Here is a 16,129-nt window from a genome sequence, read left to right as displayed (position 1 = left end):
GATGCGGGGCGACTCGCACGTCCGGTTCTTAGGGGAGCGCGTGCTGGCAACAGCACGCGCTTACCCGACATCGGCGTCGATGCCGATTCGGGGCTGGTTCACAGCGTGGTCGGCACGTCCGCCAACGTGTCGGATGTTTCGCAAGCGCACGCGCTGTTGCATGGTCATGAGCAAGAAGCGTTCGGCGACGCGGGCTACATCGGCGTAGACAAGCGCGATGAAATGAAGAGCAAGTCGGTGAAGTGGCGCGTGGCGGCAAAGCGAGGCAAGATCAAGGCGATCCAGGACGGTGCGCTGAAGGATCTGGTGATCGCGCTCGAGCGAACCAAGGCACAAATTCGCGCGCGGGTCGAGCATCCGTTTCATGTCGTCAAGAACCTGTTCCGTCATCGCAAGGTGCGCTACAAGGGACTGGCGAAGAACACGGCGCAACTGTTCAGCCTGTTCGCTTTGGCGAACTTGGTGATCGCGCGAAACCGGTTGCGCTCGGCTCATGGGAGTAGTCCGTCACGTGTATGAAAAATGCAGGAAATGAGGCGCTTCCCCGGGGTCAAACTTCCCCGAATTGGCTGCGCTTCACTTCGGCATCCGGAATTTTCGCGTCAGCACGGCCGACAAGCTCGCGCGTTTGACTATTAATCAGCGTTTCCTTAACGCGCCCCGCGAAGTTTCACTTAACACCCCCAGAACTCCCCGCAAACGACCGCTGGCCGGGGCTTAAGTGAAACTGTTCCAACGGAATTTACGCACAGCCAAAGCGCGGAATCCCGCGCTCGTGACATCCGTACTACATCGCAATGCGCGAGCGTATCCGGCTCTGCCAACGAACGCGGCAAGCATGAGGAAGCGATGAGGCTCCTCCGCAGACGCAGCGCCCCACGGAGCCCTTTCATTCCTCGAGCTCCGCGGTATCCCCACAGTCAGATTTCTCTCTCCCGCCAACCGCTACTTCTTCTCCGGCGCCTGAGTCCCCGCCGGAGGCCCCATCCAGTATCGTTGCTGCAGCATCATGTTGCTCATCATTTCCTGCTGCATGCGGAGGTACTGGTCGCTCATGTATTGCCGTTCTCGCAGCTGCTCAGGTGTCAGTTGCGAATAGTAGCCGCCCATATGGCCCCATCCGCCGCCACGCCCCGAGCCGCCCATCATCCCGGCACCCCCACGCCCCATCATCCCGGGTCCCATTCTGCCGTAGCCCATCATCCCCGGTCCCCACATGCCCTGCATCGTGCTCATCGCGCTTTGCATCGTATCCCAGTGTTGTTGCAAGAGCTTCTGCCGCTCCTGCGGGTCTTGGGTTTTGCGAATCTGGTCCATCTGCGCATTCATGGTTTTCATCTGCGCCTGAAACTGGGCCAGATTCTTGTCAAACGCTGCCGTGTCCGGACGCTGAGCGTTCGAGCTGCTTTGGGTAGTCGCACCGTCTTTCGATGCAGCCTGAAGCGTGGGTGACATCAAGGCAATGCCGATGGCGAGTGCCAGTCCGATCTTTTTCACGATTCCTCCACATAGGTGTCAGGGGTAGCGTTTCAAACCGTTTGCGATTGCAGACGGGTCCGTGGCGGTCTTCAGCAAGTCGTGAAGATGGAAACGTGATGACGTCGACGCAACTGCGTCACATCACAACGGGCGAACTCGGAAACTCGTCGACCGGGGGCCGCCTGGCTGGAAAATGCGTCTTCAGCAGATCGGTGACCTGTTCGATACCTCGTAGTACTCCAGACTGATAATCTCCGCGCCGGAAATCCTCTTCCATTGCCCGGCAAATTGCTTCCCACTCGCGGCTGTCCACCTTGGCGTGGATACCTCGGTCCGCGATGATTTCGACGTCCCGGTCGGCAAGCAGCAGGTAGATGAGAACGCCGTTGTTGTGTTCGGTGTCCCAGACCCTGAGCTGAGAAAAGACATCGATCGCGCGGGTTCGGGCAGATGTCCCCTTCAGCAGCGCTGCGGTATGAAGTGCGCCCTCGACGGCGAATCTGACTTGCCCGACGTGTGCATCATGACTGGCATGGACTGCGCGTTCAATGGCGAGAAGAGATCGGCGCGGAAACGCGCGATCGATGCGCCAGTGTGTCGTGAGAAGATGCCGAAGAAGCCGTTCGAAGTCCATGGCTACCACCTGCCGGATGCACCGCCGCCACCGAATCCACCTCCGCCGCCGCGGAAGATGTCGCGGTGAGAATCGCCGCCGGGCCGCCCGGCCCCACCTCCGATGAACCGGCCGCCGACGGTTCCCATTCCACTACCGAACAGCGTGAATACCAGCGCGATCAACCCCGCGGCCACGGCGACGAGAATCGCGCCGGACACAATCCATGCGAGCACGCCAATGATGCCGCCCGTGACGAACGCGCCCGGCAATCTGCCGAACACCGCACGTAGCACGCCACCTGCCACGACGGTCAGGAGAAAGAGTACGGGCAGCAGGCGTCCTGCTCCGTCCGATGCACGTGGTCGGCTTTGGGGCTGCGGCAGCGGTTCGCCGCCAACCACCCGCATGATGCTGTCGGTGCCGGCCGAGATGCCGCCGTAGAAATCGCCCGCCCTGAATCGCGGGACGATCATGTCGTCGATGATTCGATTGCTCGTCGCATCGTTCAGCACACCCTCGAGGCCGTAGCCCACCTCGATGCGAAGTGTGTGGTCATTCTTCGCGACAAGCAGCAGGACGCCGTCGTCGACCTTCTTGCGCCCGAGCTTCCATTGCTCGACGACACGCATCGAGAACTGTTCGATGGATTCGGGCTCGGTCGTCGGAACGATGAGCACGGAAATCTGCGTTCCTTTCCGCGTCTCGAACGCCTTCAACGTCTGTTCGAGAACGGCCTTCTGTTCGGCCGTCAACGTGCCGGTCTCGTCGGTCACCCTCGCGACCAGGGACGGCACCGGGACGTCCGCCCGAGCGCACATTCCGCCGAGCGCGAAGCATGCGACGATGACAGCGAGCGCCAGTCGGAACGCGCTCAATTGGACACCCCGCCAGCGGACGCCGGTGCCGAGCCGAAATCGACACGCGGCGGCTTCGAAATTTCGGCTTCGTTACTCACGGAGAAGTTGGGCCTTTCCGGATAGCCGAATGCGCTCGCTGTCAGGTTGCTCGGAAACGACCGTACCGTGGTGTTGTATGCCTGGACGGAACGTATGTATCGGTTGCGGGCAACAGCGATACGATTTTCCGTACCTTCGAGCTGGGCCTGCAGGTCTCTGAAATTTGCGTCCGACTTCAACTGAGGATAGCTTTCCGACACGGCCAGCAAGCGGGACAACGATGTCGTGAGTTGCCCCTGCGCCGCCTCGAACTTGGCGAACGCCTGCGGGTTCGCGATGAGTTCGGGCGTTGCGCGAATCGAACCTACCTGGGCACGCGCTTCCGTCACGGCCGTCAGTACGGCGCGCTCCTGATTCGCGTACCCCTTCACGGTATTGACGAGGTTTGGCACGAGATCGGCGCGACGCTGGTACTGGTTCAGCACCTCCGACCAACTGGCCTTGACCTGCTCGTCTTCTGTCTGAATCGCGTTGTAGCCACATCCGGTCAGACTGAACAGGATGGAGGCGAGCACGACAATCCAGAACGCACGTGCCGTACCGCGCGATGCAGGCGGGATGGTTGCCTGAGCCATCATTCATTCACCTCATTCGGATATCGCCGATCTCGCCACATCCGGCACGAAGTGACACCGGGTGGCAATGGTTCCATCGTATGAAGCCTTGCGAACCCCGGCTTGATGTACGTCAAGCGTACTCTGGCTCACCCGCCCGCCCTGCATGCCCCATCCATACGCCACTCAGCCGACGCGCGCGCCGTCCTGTCCGCCGAAACGGATTCGGGCCCTGTTGAGCCACGTCAATGCGTCGAGGCAAGCGGACAATAGAGTGGAACTGGAAATCTCCCGGATGCCCACGCACGCGTCGCCGGGCACGGACTACGCGCATGGCGCGCCCATTACCGCGAGGGTAACCAGGCACATATGGGTATTGACGAATCGCTTCGCGACCCCGTCTGCGGGATGCCGGTGACGGATGAATCACGCTTTCACGGCGAGCACGGCGGAAGGCAATACTACTTCTGCGGCCGCGCATGTCTGACGAAGTTCGAGTCCGCTCCGGAGAAGTACGTCGAAGTCCCGTCCGCCGAGCCGGCGCCGCCCGCAATGGAGGGCACCATCTACACGTGCCCGATGCACCCGGAGATACGCCAGGACCATCCTGGGCAATGTCCGAAGTGCGGCATGACGCTGGAACCGATTCTGCCCGCCATCGACGAAGGCGAGAATCCGGAACTGATCGATTTCCGACGCCGATTCTGGTGGACGTTGCCACTGACCGTCGTAGTTTTCGTGCTGGCGATGCTTGGTCATCGGCTCGAATTGATGTCCGCGTCAGCGGAAAGCTGGGTCGAGCTCCTCATCTCGACGCCCGTCGTCCTGTGGGCCGGCTTCCCGTTCTTCAAGCGGTGCCTGCGCTCGCTGGTCAATCGCAGTCCGAACATGTGGACACTCATCGGTCTCGGCACGGGCGCCGCGTACGCTTATAGCGTCATCGCCACCGTCTCCCCGGGCGTGTTTCCCGAGACCTACAGTACCCACGGCCGAGTCAGTGTCTATTTCGAAGCTGCGGCGGTCATCATTTCACTCACGTTGCTCGGGCAACTCCTCGAGCTGAAGGCTCGCTCGCAAACGTCTGCCGCCATCAAGGCGCTTCTCGGGCTCGCCCCCAAGACCGCTCGACGCATCAACCCGGACGATTCCGAGGAAGATGTCCCGTTGTCTCAGGTGCGGGTGGGAGATCTGCTTCGCGTCCGACCAGGCGAGAAGGTGCCCGTCGACGGTGTCGTCACCGAGGGCTCCAGTTCGCTCGACGAGTCCATGATTACCGGCGAGCCGATTCCCGTGACGAAGCGCACTGGCGACCATGTCATCGGCGCAACGATGAACGCGACCGGGAGCCTGGTCATCCGGTCCCAAAAGGTTGGCGCCCAGACCGTGCTGTCGCAAATCGTGCAGATGGTCGCGCAGGCACAACGTTCGAGAGCGCCGATGCAGCGAATGGCCGACAAGGTCGCCGGCGTCTTCGTCACGGTAGTCGTCGGCATCGCCCTGCTGACGTTCCTGGTGTGGGGCCTGTTCGGGCCCGAGCCCAGCTGGATATTCGGCCTCATCAATGCGGTCGCGGTGCTCATCATCGCGTGCCCCTGCGCGCTTGGCCTCGCCACGCCGATGTCCATCATGGTCGCCAGTGGCAAAGGCGCATCAACCGGCGTGCTGTTTCGCGATGCGGCCGCCATCGAGAATCTGCGCAAGGTCGACGTCCTGATTGTCGACAAGACGGGAACCTTGACCGAAGGCCGTCCCGCTTTCTCGCGGGCCGTGGGCACCAACGGCTATACGGCCGACGAGGTGCTGCGACTGGCCGCCAGCGTCGACCAGGGCAGCGAGCATCCGCTTGCGGCCGCCATCGTCGCGGCGGCACGCGAGAAGAAGCTGTCTCTGGATCGCGCCGAGAATTTCGAATCCGCGACCGGTACAGGTGTGCGAGCACGTATTGCCGATCGAAAGCTGGTATTGGGCAACACCGCGCTGATGCTGGCCGATTCCGTGCCGGTCGAGACGCTGGCCACCGAAGCAGACAGCATGCGGGCACACGGGGCAAGCGTCATGTATCTGGCGATCGATGGACGCCTGGCCGGACTGCTGGCCGTCGCCGACCCAATCAAGACGACGACGCAGGAAGCACTGTCGACGTTGAAGGAGAACGGCATTCGTGTCGTGATGGCAACCGGAGATGGCGTGGTGACGGCAAAGGCCGTTGCAGAGCAGCTCGGTATCGACGAATTTCATGGCGAGGTCAGGCCGGCCGACAAACTCGACCTGGTGACGAAGCTTCAGCAAGACCGGCACGTTGTGGCGATGGCCGGCGACGGCATCAATGACGCGCCGGCGCTGGCGAAAGCCGACGTCGGCATTGCCATGGGAACGGGCACGGACGTGGCGATGAGCAGCGCGCAGGTGACGCTCGTGAAGGGCGACTTGCGCGGTATCGCGCGTGCCCGGGCGTTGTCCGAGGCGACCGTCGGAAACATGAAGCAGAACCTTGGCTTCGCGTTCGTGTACAACGCGCTCGGCGTTCCATTGGCGGCAGGGGTGCTCTACCCTTTCACCGGTTTGCTGCTCTCGCCGATGATTGCTGCCCTGGCAATGAGCCTGAGTTCAGCTTCCGTCATCTCGAATGCGTTGAGGCTTCGTAACGCCGGATGACGCCCATCGCCGAGCAGAAGCGTCGCTGCAGCTACCGCCGGATTCACGTTCTATTGCAGCGGGAGGGGTGCCAGGCCAAACACAAGTCCATTTGGCACCTGTACAGCAAGCCGGGACTGCGCGTTCGAGCACCAGTACAAGGCTGCATGTGCTATTTCTTCCGGCTCTTGAGCGCAGGACGATCGGCAGCAGTCTGCCTTGGTGAGGCAGTTTGCGACGGCGCAGTGCGCTGGTCGCGCTCGACACGCTGGGAAGATAGTCCGTCGTACACCCCGGACTCGGAGAACTCCGAAGCGATTTCCTTCAACGTCGCAATCACGATCCGAATTGCCGGCGTCATAGCGCCCTGGCTTGAGCTGGCAAGCGTCACGAAGCGGGTGATGTGGGGCTTGATGATTCTTGCGGCACGGAGACGGCCTGCGCGCACATCGGGGGCAATAGCCCATGGGCCAAGCACTGCATATCCTCGACCGCTGGCTGCCACCTCTCTCTGGACGGCAAGCGAGTCTGCTTCCAGCACGGTCCGAAGTTCGATTCCGGCCCGGCGAGCTTCGTCATCCATAATATTTCTCAGACGGTTGGGACGTCCCGGCAATATCAGAGGCACCCCCTCAAGGTGCCGGAATTCAACCGTTTCCCGCTGCAGCAAAGGCGAGTCCGGCGCACCGACCAGATAAGTTTCGATTGTCGCGAGCGTCGCGAGCCGCTCCGTGGTCATGGAGCGCTCCGCGTGAAACAGGATTGCCAAGTCGACTCGCCCGCTATCCAGCCACGTCTCAACCTCCCCCAACTGGCTCTCGCGAACGTTCAGGCGAATGTCCGGATAAGCTGCGTTGATGCGCTCACATAGCGTCGTCATCAGCGGGTGAGCCGTGGACGGCAAAATGCCGATACGTACTTCACCGAATGGCGTGCCTGAAGAAGTTCGAATTTCGTTGAACAGCTGGTCTGTGTCCGCAATCCATGCGCGGATTCTCGGAATAATCCGCTCTCCGAACCCGGTCAGCTTCACACCACGGCCAGTCCGCTCGAACAGGCGACCGCCGCATTCGCGCTCAAACTCGGCAATCTGCCTGCTGATGTTGGACTGGACAGTCTGCCTAAGCGCCGCAACCCGACTGATGCTGCCGACCTCCGCCACCTCTATGAATAACTTGAAGGCTTCCCGTTCCATCGCTGTCTCCTCAACCCATCTCTCGATCAGCATATCTGAAATCCTTCCAATGCGCCTATCGGCATGAATTTTCATTGCATAGACTGCTTGAAAAGATGACGAAGTTGCTGGTCTCTGCGTTGCGCACACGCTGGTCAGCATAGGAGACAGCCGTATGCGGACATTCATCGAACCGAGAGACGCGGTCAGTAACACCACCATCAATCCGTACCTCGGATACGAGCGCCGGCGTTGATGCGACACGCGCCGACACCGTAAGTCAGCTCGACCTTCAAGCCGCAATCACCAAACCGAATTTCCCGTCCCGAGAGCGCTCCCAACGCTCCCGGCGGGCAATGTTGTGCCATACAAATTCTTAAAGGAGACACCACAGATGAGAACCGTGCCGAGCGTGCGCGTTGGCCGAAGATTGGCTCCAAGTTCCCTCGCAATTACAGCGATTTCGATCTGGTCGGGCGTGGCTCATGCACAGCCGCCCTCGGCGGACACTTCCGCTTCCATCCAGCTCTACGGCCTGATCGGCACGTATGTCGCCCAATCAAAGGTCAGCGGCGTACCGCAAGGTAGCGTCGTGCTCGGAGGCGGTGGCCTGACGACGTCGTTCTGGGGGTTGCGCGGCAAGGAAGATCTTGGGGGCGGATATGCGGCCGTCTTCGTGCTGGAAAGCTTCTTCCGTCCGAACACGGGCCAGTTGGGGCGAAATTCCACAGACGGGCTATTTTCGCGCAATGCCCATGTGGGCTTCGCGACCCCGTACGGTATCCTAAGGTTTGGCGAGCAGACTACACACACCTACCTCAATCAGATTCTGCTGAACCCGTTCGGTTCTTCCGTCGTGTTCTCTCCTCTCGTCGTTCAGTCATACACCGCCGCATATAACAACACCGTTGTGGGCGATACAGTGTGGGCGAACGTCGCGAGCTATGAGACTGCATCGTATCGGGGTCTCACGGGGACCGTGCAGTACGGCCTCAGCGGTACAACCGGCCACCAAGGACGCGATAACCTCGGCCTGAGCCTCAACTACGAGAATGGTCCGCTTCAGATCGCCATGTCCGCACAGCGCGTTCGTTCCGCTGCCAACATGCCAAACGTAGCGCAGTACCTGTACCTCGCGGGCGCCACGTACAACGCCAACTTCGCCAAACTCTACGCGGCCATCCAGACGACCAATACGACGACGACGGAGGTGGGTTCTCATACTTACGAACTCGGTCTCTCGATTCCCGCTACGCAAACCTCCACGGTGCTCGTCGAGTGGGCTCGGACGAAGCAGTCGGCACCCAAGGAAAAGAACGCCATTCGGAACACGGCGTCGGTCGGCTACGACTATTACCTGTCGAAACGGACCGATGTATACGCCGTCTGTTCCTACGACAAGCTGAGCGGGAAACCCTCCGGAACTACCTACGGCGTGGGTATGAGACACGCCTTCTGAAGCTCTTCCCGAACGCTTCAACCATGCCGGTGCGAATCGCGAGACTCGCGCCGGTATTTTTGTGTTTACCCCTCAGCACTCCGTCGCCCCCGCAGGCTCACTGCCAACCGTCCCGTTGACTCGTCGCGTCGCGACAAAAAGACATCGCCGCGTATCGTAACGACACGCGGCGATGGATTGACGGCTACTCATGTCGGGCGAATTACTGTCCCTGCCCGCTCCCCGTGAAGCGGATGTCAGGGCGAGATTTCTTCGAGCGAGCGGTTGGTCGTTTCGATCATTGCACGCGAGGCCAGCAGCCCGACAATGGTCGTAGCGGAAAACATCAAAAACACCGCGGAAATCCCGTGGCCAGACAGGACGATGCCGACGATAGCGGGTGCAGCAGCAGAAGCAGCCCGCAGCCACGACGTCGCCAATCCTGTGCCAATTGCGCGCATCCGGGTCGGATAGATTTCAGGTGTGTACAGGTAGAGCATGACCGTCGTCGTTCCCATTACCGCATAGGCAGACGAGCCCAGCAACATCACCGACCACGGACTGCCCTGTGCCAACATCCCGAGCACCAGGAGCAGTATCCCGCTGACCAGGAAAGTCGCCATCGCCCAGCGGCGGCGGCCGACGCGGTCGATCAGGAACGCGCAGAGCAACACCGCGCAAGCACTCAGCACATTGGACAGTGACGCCATGTGCAAGGACTCTTGCAGCGGGAGGTGATACACGGTGCGATACAAGCTCGGTAGCCAATTGTTGATCCCGTTGGCAACGAAATAGGAACTGGCCCACAACACCCAGACAATCAACGTGCGACCTCGATAAGCCGCCGAGAACAATTCGCGCCACGAAGCTTTCTTCCTCGTCTGGCTTGCATCGCGAATCTTCGACATCCGCCGCTCTACCTCCACCCATTCCTGCTCGACATCGAGGTTGCGACGCGTCGTGCTGGCTTCGATCTTCTCGATGATGCGCTCCGCTTCATCGTAGCGCCCCTTCGAGATGAGCCATCGAGGCGATTCCGGCAGACGGGCAATGAACAACGTCACGAGGAGGCCAGGAATCGCACCGACCAGGAACATGCATTCCCAGCCATAACGCGGAACGACAAATGCGCCGACCTGCGCTGCGCCAAGCAGTCCCAACGGAAAAATCAGTTCGTACAAGAGGAAGAAGCGACCTCGACCATGCGCCTGGCTCAGCTCGCTGATATAGGCGGCAGCGACAGGCACCTCGCCTCCAACGCCGATACCTTGAAGGAATCGTGCGAGAAAAAGTAGCTGAAAATTCCCCGCAAATGCACACGCCACCCCCATGATGGACATCACGCCCACCGTCGCGGTCGCGCTCGGCACCCGGCCAAACCGCTCTGCCACCCAGCCAAAGGCCAGTGCGCCGACAAGCTGCCCAAGATACCCGGCAGCGATGAGCACGCCAATTTGCATCGGTGAGAGGTGCCACAGCCCGATCAACACCGGCAACGCAAAGGCAAGCGAAAGTGCGTCGAATGCATCGAAGAATGTCGCACTGCCCATGATGATTCGAGCCTTGGTGTGCCACCGGCTGAACGGAACGTTCTCGATGCGGAAAAGCAGATGCGCTGCGCGTGCTACAGGTTCAGACTTGTGACTAGTCATATGGTCGGAGCCGACCACGGCGCCTGCCAGTATCTTGCCCATTATGTCTCCATCCAGTCCATCGAACGCAGGCTCTACACCGGCCCGCTTATATAGTGTTTGCACGGCCCCGTCGGTCCGGCAATCGAGCACTGTCCGTCACGACGGCCCTCTCGAATGACCGTTGCTCCAGGGCTGTCATATGAGCGAACAGGCGAGGCACCACGCCTCGCCTATTGGACGGAGCACAGTTCAGGCTCCGCGCATCCTACCTGTGGCTCACATGCCTTCGCATGACCTTGCCGTCAGTCGACGAGACCGGCGGAGCGAAGTGCCTGAGCGATCTCCACGTCGGCACCTTCCTGCAGCGGCAGCAGCGGCGAGCGAACCGTTGCGTGCTCGAGGATGCCACGTGCGACCAGACCGTGCTTGAGCGCGACCGTACCTTCCATGTGCGAGCCGCGGTGGTACACCGAGCGCGTAACGGGCAGCAGACGGTCGTGGATAGCGCGTGCCGCCTTGTAGTCCTTCGCCTTGCCGGCCTTGATGAACTCGATGAGCGGCTCCGGTGCGAGGCCACCGTACCCGACCAGCGCGCCGTCGACGTCGAACATCGTATGCAACAGGTATTCGTCGTGGCACGTCAGAATTTGCAGCTCAGGGCGCTCGCGGCGGATGACGGGAATTTCCGTGTCCCAGCGACGCATGTTGCGCACGCCGTTTTTCATCGCGAACACACCCGGCTGAGCCGCAATCTCGAGTTGGGTTTCGAGGTTGTACGTCGCCTTCGTCACGTCCGGGTACTGGAAGAGAATCAGCGGAAGGCCGCTTTCTTCGTGGATGGTGCGATAGCGGTCCTGCGGCGCGCCCTTCTGGTAGCCAAACCGCAGCCAGCCGTGCGACGGATACACCAGGCCCGCCGACGCGCCGGCTTCGACCGCCCGCTTCGCTTCGAGCGCGGCGACCTGCGTTCCCTCCAGGGTAATGCCGGCGATGACCGGAATCCTGTTGTCGACCGACTTGACGAAGGCCTCGATGACCTTCTGTTGCTCGTCCGGCGTCATGAACGTACCTTCGCCGGCGTGGCCCAGAACGGTCAGGCCTTTGACACCCTCGATGCTCCCGAGCCACGAACCCAGGCGCTGGATGGCCGCATAGTCCACGGCGCCATCGCGGGTGAAGGGGGTAACGGGTGCGGGAACCAGGCCCTTGAGGTCGATGCTTTTCATGCTGTCTCCGAGGTATGAAGCAGTTACATGTCTGGACGTAGCCCCGTTTTGGAGCACGTCACACTGTCAACTCGCCGTGGGGCTTGGCTGTCTTGCCTGCGCATCACGCAGCGGGTATGGAAGCCAGTGTAGGCAGCCATGCAATATCGAGAAAGGCATACGCCTGCATTTCAGATATCTCATTGCAGAGATGGATAGGCCCGCGCCAATCGTGTTCAGCGGTTCCCGAGCCCACCAGCTTGCGGAAATCGCACGTGAAATGCACCCGATCGAAATTCCCGAACGCTTGTGCCAGTTCCGCGAGACCGACCGGCTCGCCGCCGGCGAGCCTGACGGTTGCCTCATGCTGGCTTTGTCGACAGATCACCCACTTCCGCGTCACGCCCACATCGCTCGAAAGGATTTGCTGCGGCGTGCGCCCGCTCAACCCCGCACGCTCGAAATGCTCCGCGTACGGAGCCTCTCGACCAGTCAAAGACGCACGAGAAACCCGCTACTTCGAGAGACTCTGCTTCTTCAACAGCACGGCACCACTCGCCGGACTCACCAGCGAAACGGATTCGATATCCAGGTACAACCTGGAAGTCCTCGTCGTGATGTCGGTCGGCTCGTCGTTGTTCGGCTCGGCGTGCTCGACGTGTTCGGTCAGGTACGGCGCGACCAGACGCCCGGAAAGCGCTAACGCGAATTCGCCATGCGTTTGCGCGTACGCCGCGGGCGAAAGCCTCACGCGGCCACGAACGGTGGATTTCCTGCCTTTTCCGGGATCGAGTTCGATGATGTCGATCTGCTGGATATAGCCTTTTGCCTTCGCCTCGGCTGCGATCACGAGCCCTCGCCCACGCGGCCCGGTGATGGCCTTTCTGAGCAGGATGCCCGTCCGGCCTTCGCCGTCGCCATTGACCAGATCGAAGTCCACCGTCAACAGATGCCGCTTCGACTGATACCGCAGCCCGTACGGCACCGGCACCATGAAAGTCACCTCGCGATCCAGATTGACCGCGGCCAGGTCGGCGTTCCGGCCATGCTTGTCGGCACCGCCGGGGATCAGGCTGCGGACGCGATCGCTCAGGGACGGCGACGCGCTTTTGATGTGCTGCTTCGCCAGGGCGTCCCGAATCGCAACCGGATCGTCGCCGACGATCGGCCGCGTGAGCGACGGCTTGACCATAACCGCGGACGCGGCACTCGCCGTGTCGCTGACATTGTCGGCCGCTGCACGCGTCGCGACCGGGGCCAGCATGATCGCCACGGCGACGACGCACGCGGGATTCAGACGACCCAACATGGATTTCCGGTGAAACACGACAAACTCCTGATTTTCTGGCGGATCGGTCGACGTCGGGATCGGCGGGATGAAAGGATTGGCGTGTGCCAACCGTTCGAGTTCACCGATCGCCTGTGCGACACATCATAGGTTCATTGTCAGCTCGGCGGCAGGCCGGCGCGCCACACTATCGTATTGCCCAGACTACAACAATCCACGACGGGCGAGCAGCGGCGCGACGTGCGGCAGGCAATGACATTCCGTTGCCTGTCGCGAAGCCCCAACCGCAACCTCACTCCTGCCGATCTTCCCGCCGATACTCCGCCGGCGCCTTCCCCACGAGCTTGCGAAAATCGCGCGTGAAGTGCGCCTGATCGAAATACCCGAGCGCCTGAGCCAGTTCCGCGAGATCGACCGGCTCGCCGCCGGCGAGCTTGTCGGCGGCCTCATGCAGGCGGTACCGGCAAATCACCCACTTCGGCGTCACGCCCACGTAATCGGCAAAGCGCTGCTGCAGCGTTCGCTCGCTCAACCCCGCACGCTCGGCCAGATCGCGCACCTGCGTGAGCCCGATGTCCTGCTGCAGCATCTGCAGAATCGCGTGAATGCGCTCGACCTGCGGATCGGGCGGCGGCAGCACGCGCAACAGCAGCGACTCGGCCGCCGCCACCATCCCTGCGTCATCGTCGGCGCCAAGCACGGCATGTTCGGCTTCCGCATCGCCACAGTCGAGCAGCGTCGACACCGGCAGCACCTTGTCGGTGAGCAGATGCACGGGCTTGCCGAAGAACGCGCGAAACGCACCCGGCCGAAACCGCAAGCCGACCACCCTCCCCGTCCCGGCCAGCGTCGTCTCGAACGCCCCCGATACCACGCCGAAGATCCCCGTCCGCCGCCGATCGAACACCAGATTCACGCACGGATACGGCAGCGTGCGCTGCACATGGGGCGGCTGGCCGCGCAGATCCCATTCGACGATCCAGTGGTGATCCAGCACCGCGGCCAGTTCGGCACACGGGTAGTAGCGATTCAGGCGGAAGCGCTGGTTGAAGGCTTTCGGGCCGACGACGCCCTTGGGCGTGTCGGTCACGTTACGCAAGTCGGCCATGGTCACGAACCGTTGGGTGATTGCGTGATGATGCACCGCGGCAGCGGATTTTTCCAAGACGGCGGCATGCAACCGACCTACATTGGAATCCTTGTCCCGAACGCACACGGAGCCCTCGATGCCGCAAGATCGTCACCTGACCCTGTACCACTCCCCGCGCAGCCGATCGGCCGGCGCCCGCATGCTGCTCGAGGAACTGGGCGCCGACTATGAACTGCACGCGTTCGATCTCTCTACCGGCAAACACCACGAACCCGATTACCTCGCCATCAATCCGATGGGCAAGGTTCCCGCACTGCGCCACGGCGACGTGATCGTCACCGAGCAGGCCGCCGTTTACATGTACGCGGCGGAACTGTATCCGGAAGCCGGTCTGTCGCCGGAGGTGGGCGACCCGCTGCGCGGCCCGTACCTGCGCTGGATGGTGTTCTACGGTTCGTGCTTCGAGCCGGCCGTCGTCGATCGCTCGATGAATCGCCCGCCCGCCGCGTATTCCACGTCGCCTTACGGCGACTTCGACGCCGTCGTCAACGCGATCGACGCGCAGCTGGCCAAGGGCCCCTACCTGCTCGGCGAACGCTTTACGGCGGCGGATGTGCTGTGGGGGGCCGCGCTGAACTGGATCACGATGTTCAAGCTGATCCCCGAGACGCCGCGTATTCGCGCCTACGTCGATCGCATCCTTGCACGCCCGGCCATCCAGCGCGCGCAGGCGGCCGATGCGGCGCTGGCGGCGGAGCAGGACAAAGCCAGGGAGACGGCCGCACCGGCGAGGTAGCCCGGTGCCGGGCGGCACCTTGACACACGTTCCGCCCGGACGCCGACCCACCCGCGCGCCGCCCCGCCCCGTCAGAACATCGTGTGCAACCCGATCCGCGCCACCGCCTGGCTGGCGGAACTCGACGCGCCGTTCGGATCCAGCACACCGTTGATCTGCGCATTCGCGCCGCGGTTCGCGCGCTGGTAGTCCGCCGAAACATAAACCATCGTCCGCTTCGACAACAGGTACTGAAGCGCCGCGCTGACCTGATGCGCATGGTTGTCGTTCACGGCTTCGTTGCCCTTCATGTACATGTATTTCGCGCCGAGGAAGACGTCCGGCCTGATGCGCCACACGCCGCCCGCCTCGGCCATCCACACGCCTGCGTCGTTGAACGAATTGTGTACGGTGGTCAGCAACGCCTTCGCGGTCACGGCACCGAAGTCATAGTGCATCCCGACGCCCCAGTTACGCACGCTGGTCGACGGCGTACCGGGTGCCGGCCCATACTTCTCGTTCGTATAGGCCGCACCGATCCCGAACGCCCCGACTTCATAATTCAACCCGGCGCTCACGGTATTGTCCCCGCCGACGGAACCGGCCACGCCGCCGAACGCGTACATCACGCCCCCGGAAAACCCGCCGATCGTCGGCGAACTGTACTTGACCGAATTCGCGACCGGCTTGCTGCCTGCCGTGCGGTCCCAGTCGAACGCGCCGGTCGGATTGGCCGGCAGCGCGAGCCGCTGGAACGGACCATTCCTGAACCCGTACAGCCCCGTGAGGTCCATCGAGATCGCGTTCCCCTTCGCAAACAGGGAATCCACCATGAAGTCGTACTGATTCCCCAGCCTGACGCCGCCGAACCGGTCGCTCTCGATGCCCACGTATGCGTTACGCCCGAAGATCCCGGTCCCGATGATGCCGCCGTTCGCCATCGAGAACTGGTTCACGAGCGCGAACGTCGCGCGATATCCGCCGCCGAGATCTTCCGTGCCGCGGAAGCCGAACAGGTTCGGCGTGAAGATGCCGTCGTCGAACTTGACGTTCTTCCCTCCGCCCTCGTTGCTGACATACGAGATGCCGCTGTCGATCAGGCCGAACAGGGTCACGCTGCTCTGTGCGTACGCACCCTGCGCGATGGCAAGCATCGCGACTGCTCCAAACCTCAGTTTCATTGAGTCTCCATCCTTTTTTGTCAATGCGAACAGGTCGCCCACTGTCTCGTGGAGACTCGCCCGATGCTTCTTGAAACAACGACTCCCCCGGCCCGGCTTCGCATT

15 protein-coding genes are annotated in these 16,129 nt (G+C 61.9%); 4 read left to right on the top strand and 11 right to left on the bottom strand.

Translation table 11 applies throughout. The features are described 5' to 3' along the window. Positions 1-519: transposase (locus DIE23_RS35845; protein WP_260436328.1), on the top strand; the 519-nt coding region annotated here is incomplete at its 5' end. 426 nt (positions 520-945) lie between these two features. On the opposite strand, the gene DIE23_RS35840 is transcribed toward DIE23_RS35845, so the two are convergent. From DIE23_RS35840 to DIE23_RS35825, 4 genes are all read right to left on the bottom strand, one after another. Beyond that, positions 946-1,497 carry a hypothetical protein gene (locus DIE23_RS35840; protein WP_124617207.1) on the bottom strand — a complete coding sequence of 184 codons (552 nt, stop codon included), beginning with the start codon at positions 1,495-1,497 and terminating at the stop codon, positions 946-948. A gap of 118 nt (positions 1,498-1,615) precedes the next feature. Further along, positions 1,616-2,113 carry a TPM domain-containing protein gene (locus DIE23_RS35835; protein WP_124617204.1) on the bottom strand — a complete coding sequence of 166 codons (498 nt, stop codon included), beginning with the start codon at positions 2,111-2,113 and terminating at the stop codon, positions 1,616-1,618. A gap of 2 nt (positions 2,114-2,115) precedes the next feature. Then, positions 2,116-2,970 carry a TPM domain-containing protein gene (locus tag DIE23_RS35830; protein WP_409364272.1) on the bottom strand — a complete coding sequence of 285 codons (855 nt, stop codon included), beginning with the start codon at positions 2,968-2,970 and terminating at the stop codon, positions 2,116-2,118. Continuing rightward, positions 2,967-3,629: a LemA family protein gene (locus DIE23_RS35825; RefSeq protein WP_124617202.1), complete on the bottom strand. Its 663-nt coding sequence runs from the start codon at positions 3,627-3,629 to the stop codon at positions 2,967-2,969. The genes DIE23_RS35830 and DIE23_RS35825 overlap by 4 nt, the downstream gene beginning before the upstream one ends. Before the next feature lie 345 nt (positions 3,630-3,974). On the opposite strand from DIE23_RS35825, the gene DIE23_RS35820 reads away from it, so the two are divergent. Continuing rightward, positions 3,975-6,260 carry a heavy metal translocating P-type ATPase gene (locus tag DIE23_RS35820; RefSeq protein ID WP_124617200.1) on the top strand — a complete coding sequence of 762 codons (2,286 nt, stop codon included), beginning with the start codon at positions 3,975-3,977 and terminating at the stop codon, positions 6,258-6,260. 151 nt (positions 6,261-6,411) lie between these two features. On the opposite strand, the gene DIE23_RS35815 is transcribed toward DIE23_RS35820, so the two are convergent. Next, on the bottom strand, positions 6,412-7,434 hold the full coding sequence (locus DIE23_RS35815; RefSeq protein WP_124617198.1) for a LysR family transcriptional regulator: 1,023 nt from the start codon (positions 7,432-7,434) through the stop codon (positions 6,412-6,414). Positions 7,435-7,807: 373 nt separating this feature from the next. Between DIE23_RS35815 and DIE23_RS35810 the strand changes: the two genes are divergently transcribed. Continuing rightward, the gene (locus DIE23_RS35810; protein ID WP_124617196.1) at positions 7,808-8,872 is read left to right on the top strand and encodes a porin; all 1,065 of its coding nucleotides are present in this window, start codon (positions 7,808-7,810) and stop codon (positions 8,870-8,872) included. A 236-nt stretch (positions 8,873-9,108) separates the two neighbouring features. Here the strand turns inward: DIE23_RS35810 and DIE23_RS35805 are convergent, their stop codons facing one another. The 5 genes from DIE23_RS35805 to DIE23_RS35785 all read right to left on the bottom strand — a co-directional run bounded on the left by DIE23_RS35805 (position 9,109) and on the right by DIE23_RS35785 (position 14,086). Next, positions 9,109-10,503 (bottom strand): MFS transporter, encoded by a 1,395-nt coding sequence (locus DIE23_RS35805; protein WP_260436329.1) that lies wholly within the window; start codon positions 10,501-10,503, stop codon positions 9,109-9,111. Between the two features lie 284 nt (positions 10,504-10,787). Beyond that, positions 10,788-11,711, bottom strand: a complete 924-nt coding sequence (locus DIE23_RS35800) for a dihydrodipicolinate synthase family protein (RefSeq protein ID WP_124617192.1) — start codon at positions 11,709-11,711, stop codon at positions 10,788-10,790. Positions 11,712-11,814: 103 nt separating this feature from the next. After that, complete coding sequence (locus DIE23_RS35795; protein ID WP_124617190.1) at positions 11,815-12,138, bottom strand: hypothetical protein; 324 nt, start codon at positions 12,136-12,138, stop codon at positions 11,815-11,817. Between the two features lie 66 nt (positions 12,139-12,204). Continuing rightward, the gene (locus DIE23_RS35790) at positions 12,205-13,017 is read right to left on the bottom strand and encodes a hypothetical protein (protein ID WP_124617209.1); all 813 of its coding nucleotides are present in this window, start codon (positions 13,015-13,017) and stop codon (positions 12,205-12,207) included. Positions 13,018-13,270: 253 nt separating this feature from the next. After that, positions 13,271-14,086 (bottom strand): DUF6597 domain-containing transcriptional factor, encoded by an 816-nt coding sequence (locus DIE23_RS35785; protein ID WP_124617188.1) that lies wholly within the window; start codon positions 14,084-14,086, stop codon positions 13,271-13,273. A gap of 118 nt (positions 14,087-14,204) precedes the next feature. Here DIE23_RS35785 and DIE23_RS35780 point away from each other — a divergent pair, with 118 nt between their 5' ends. Continuing rightward, positions 14,205-14,864 carry a glutathione S-transferase family protein gene (locus DIE23_RS35780; RefSeq protein WP_124617186.1) on the top strand — a complete coding sequence of 220 codons (660 nt, stop codon included), beginning with the start codon at positions 14,205-14,207 and terminating at the stop codon, positions 14,862-14,864. Positions 14,865-14,935: 71 nt separating this feature from the next. Here the strand turns inward: DIE23_RS35780 and DIE23_RS35775 are convergent, their stop codons facing one another. After that, a complete protein-coding gene (locus DIE23_RS35775) occupies positions 14,936-16,024 on the bottom strand; it encodes a porin (protein ID WP_124617184.1) in 1,089 nt (362 codons plus the stop codon). Positions 16,025-16,129 lie beyond the last annotated feature (105 nt).

It is taken from the genome of Burkholderia sp. Bp9143, from assembly GCF_003853645.1.
Taxonomy (GTDB): domain Bacteria; phylum Pseudomonadota; class Gammaproteobacteria; order Burkholderiales; family Burkholderiaceae; genus Burkholderia.
This window is presented reverse-complemented; position numbering and strand designations above follow the sequence as displayed.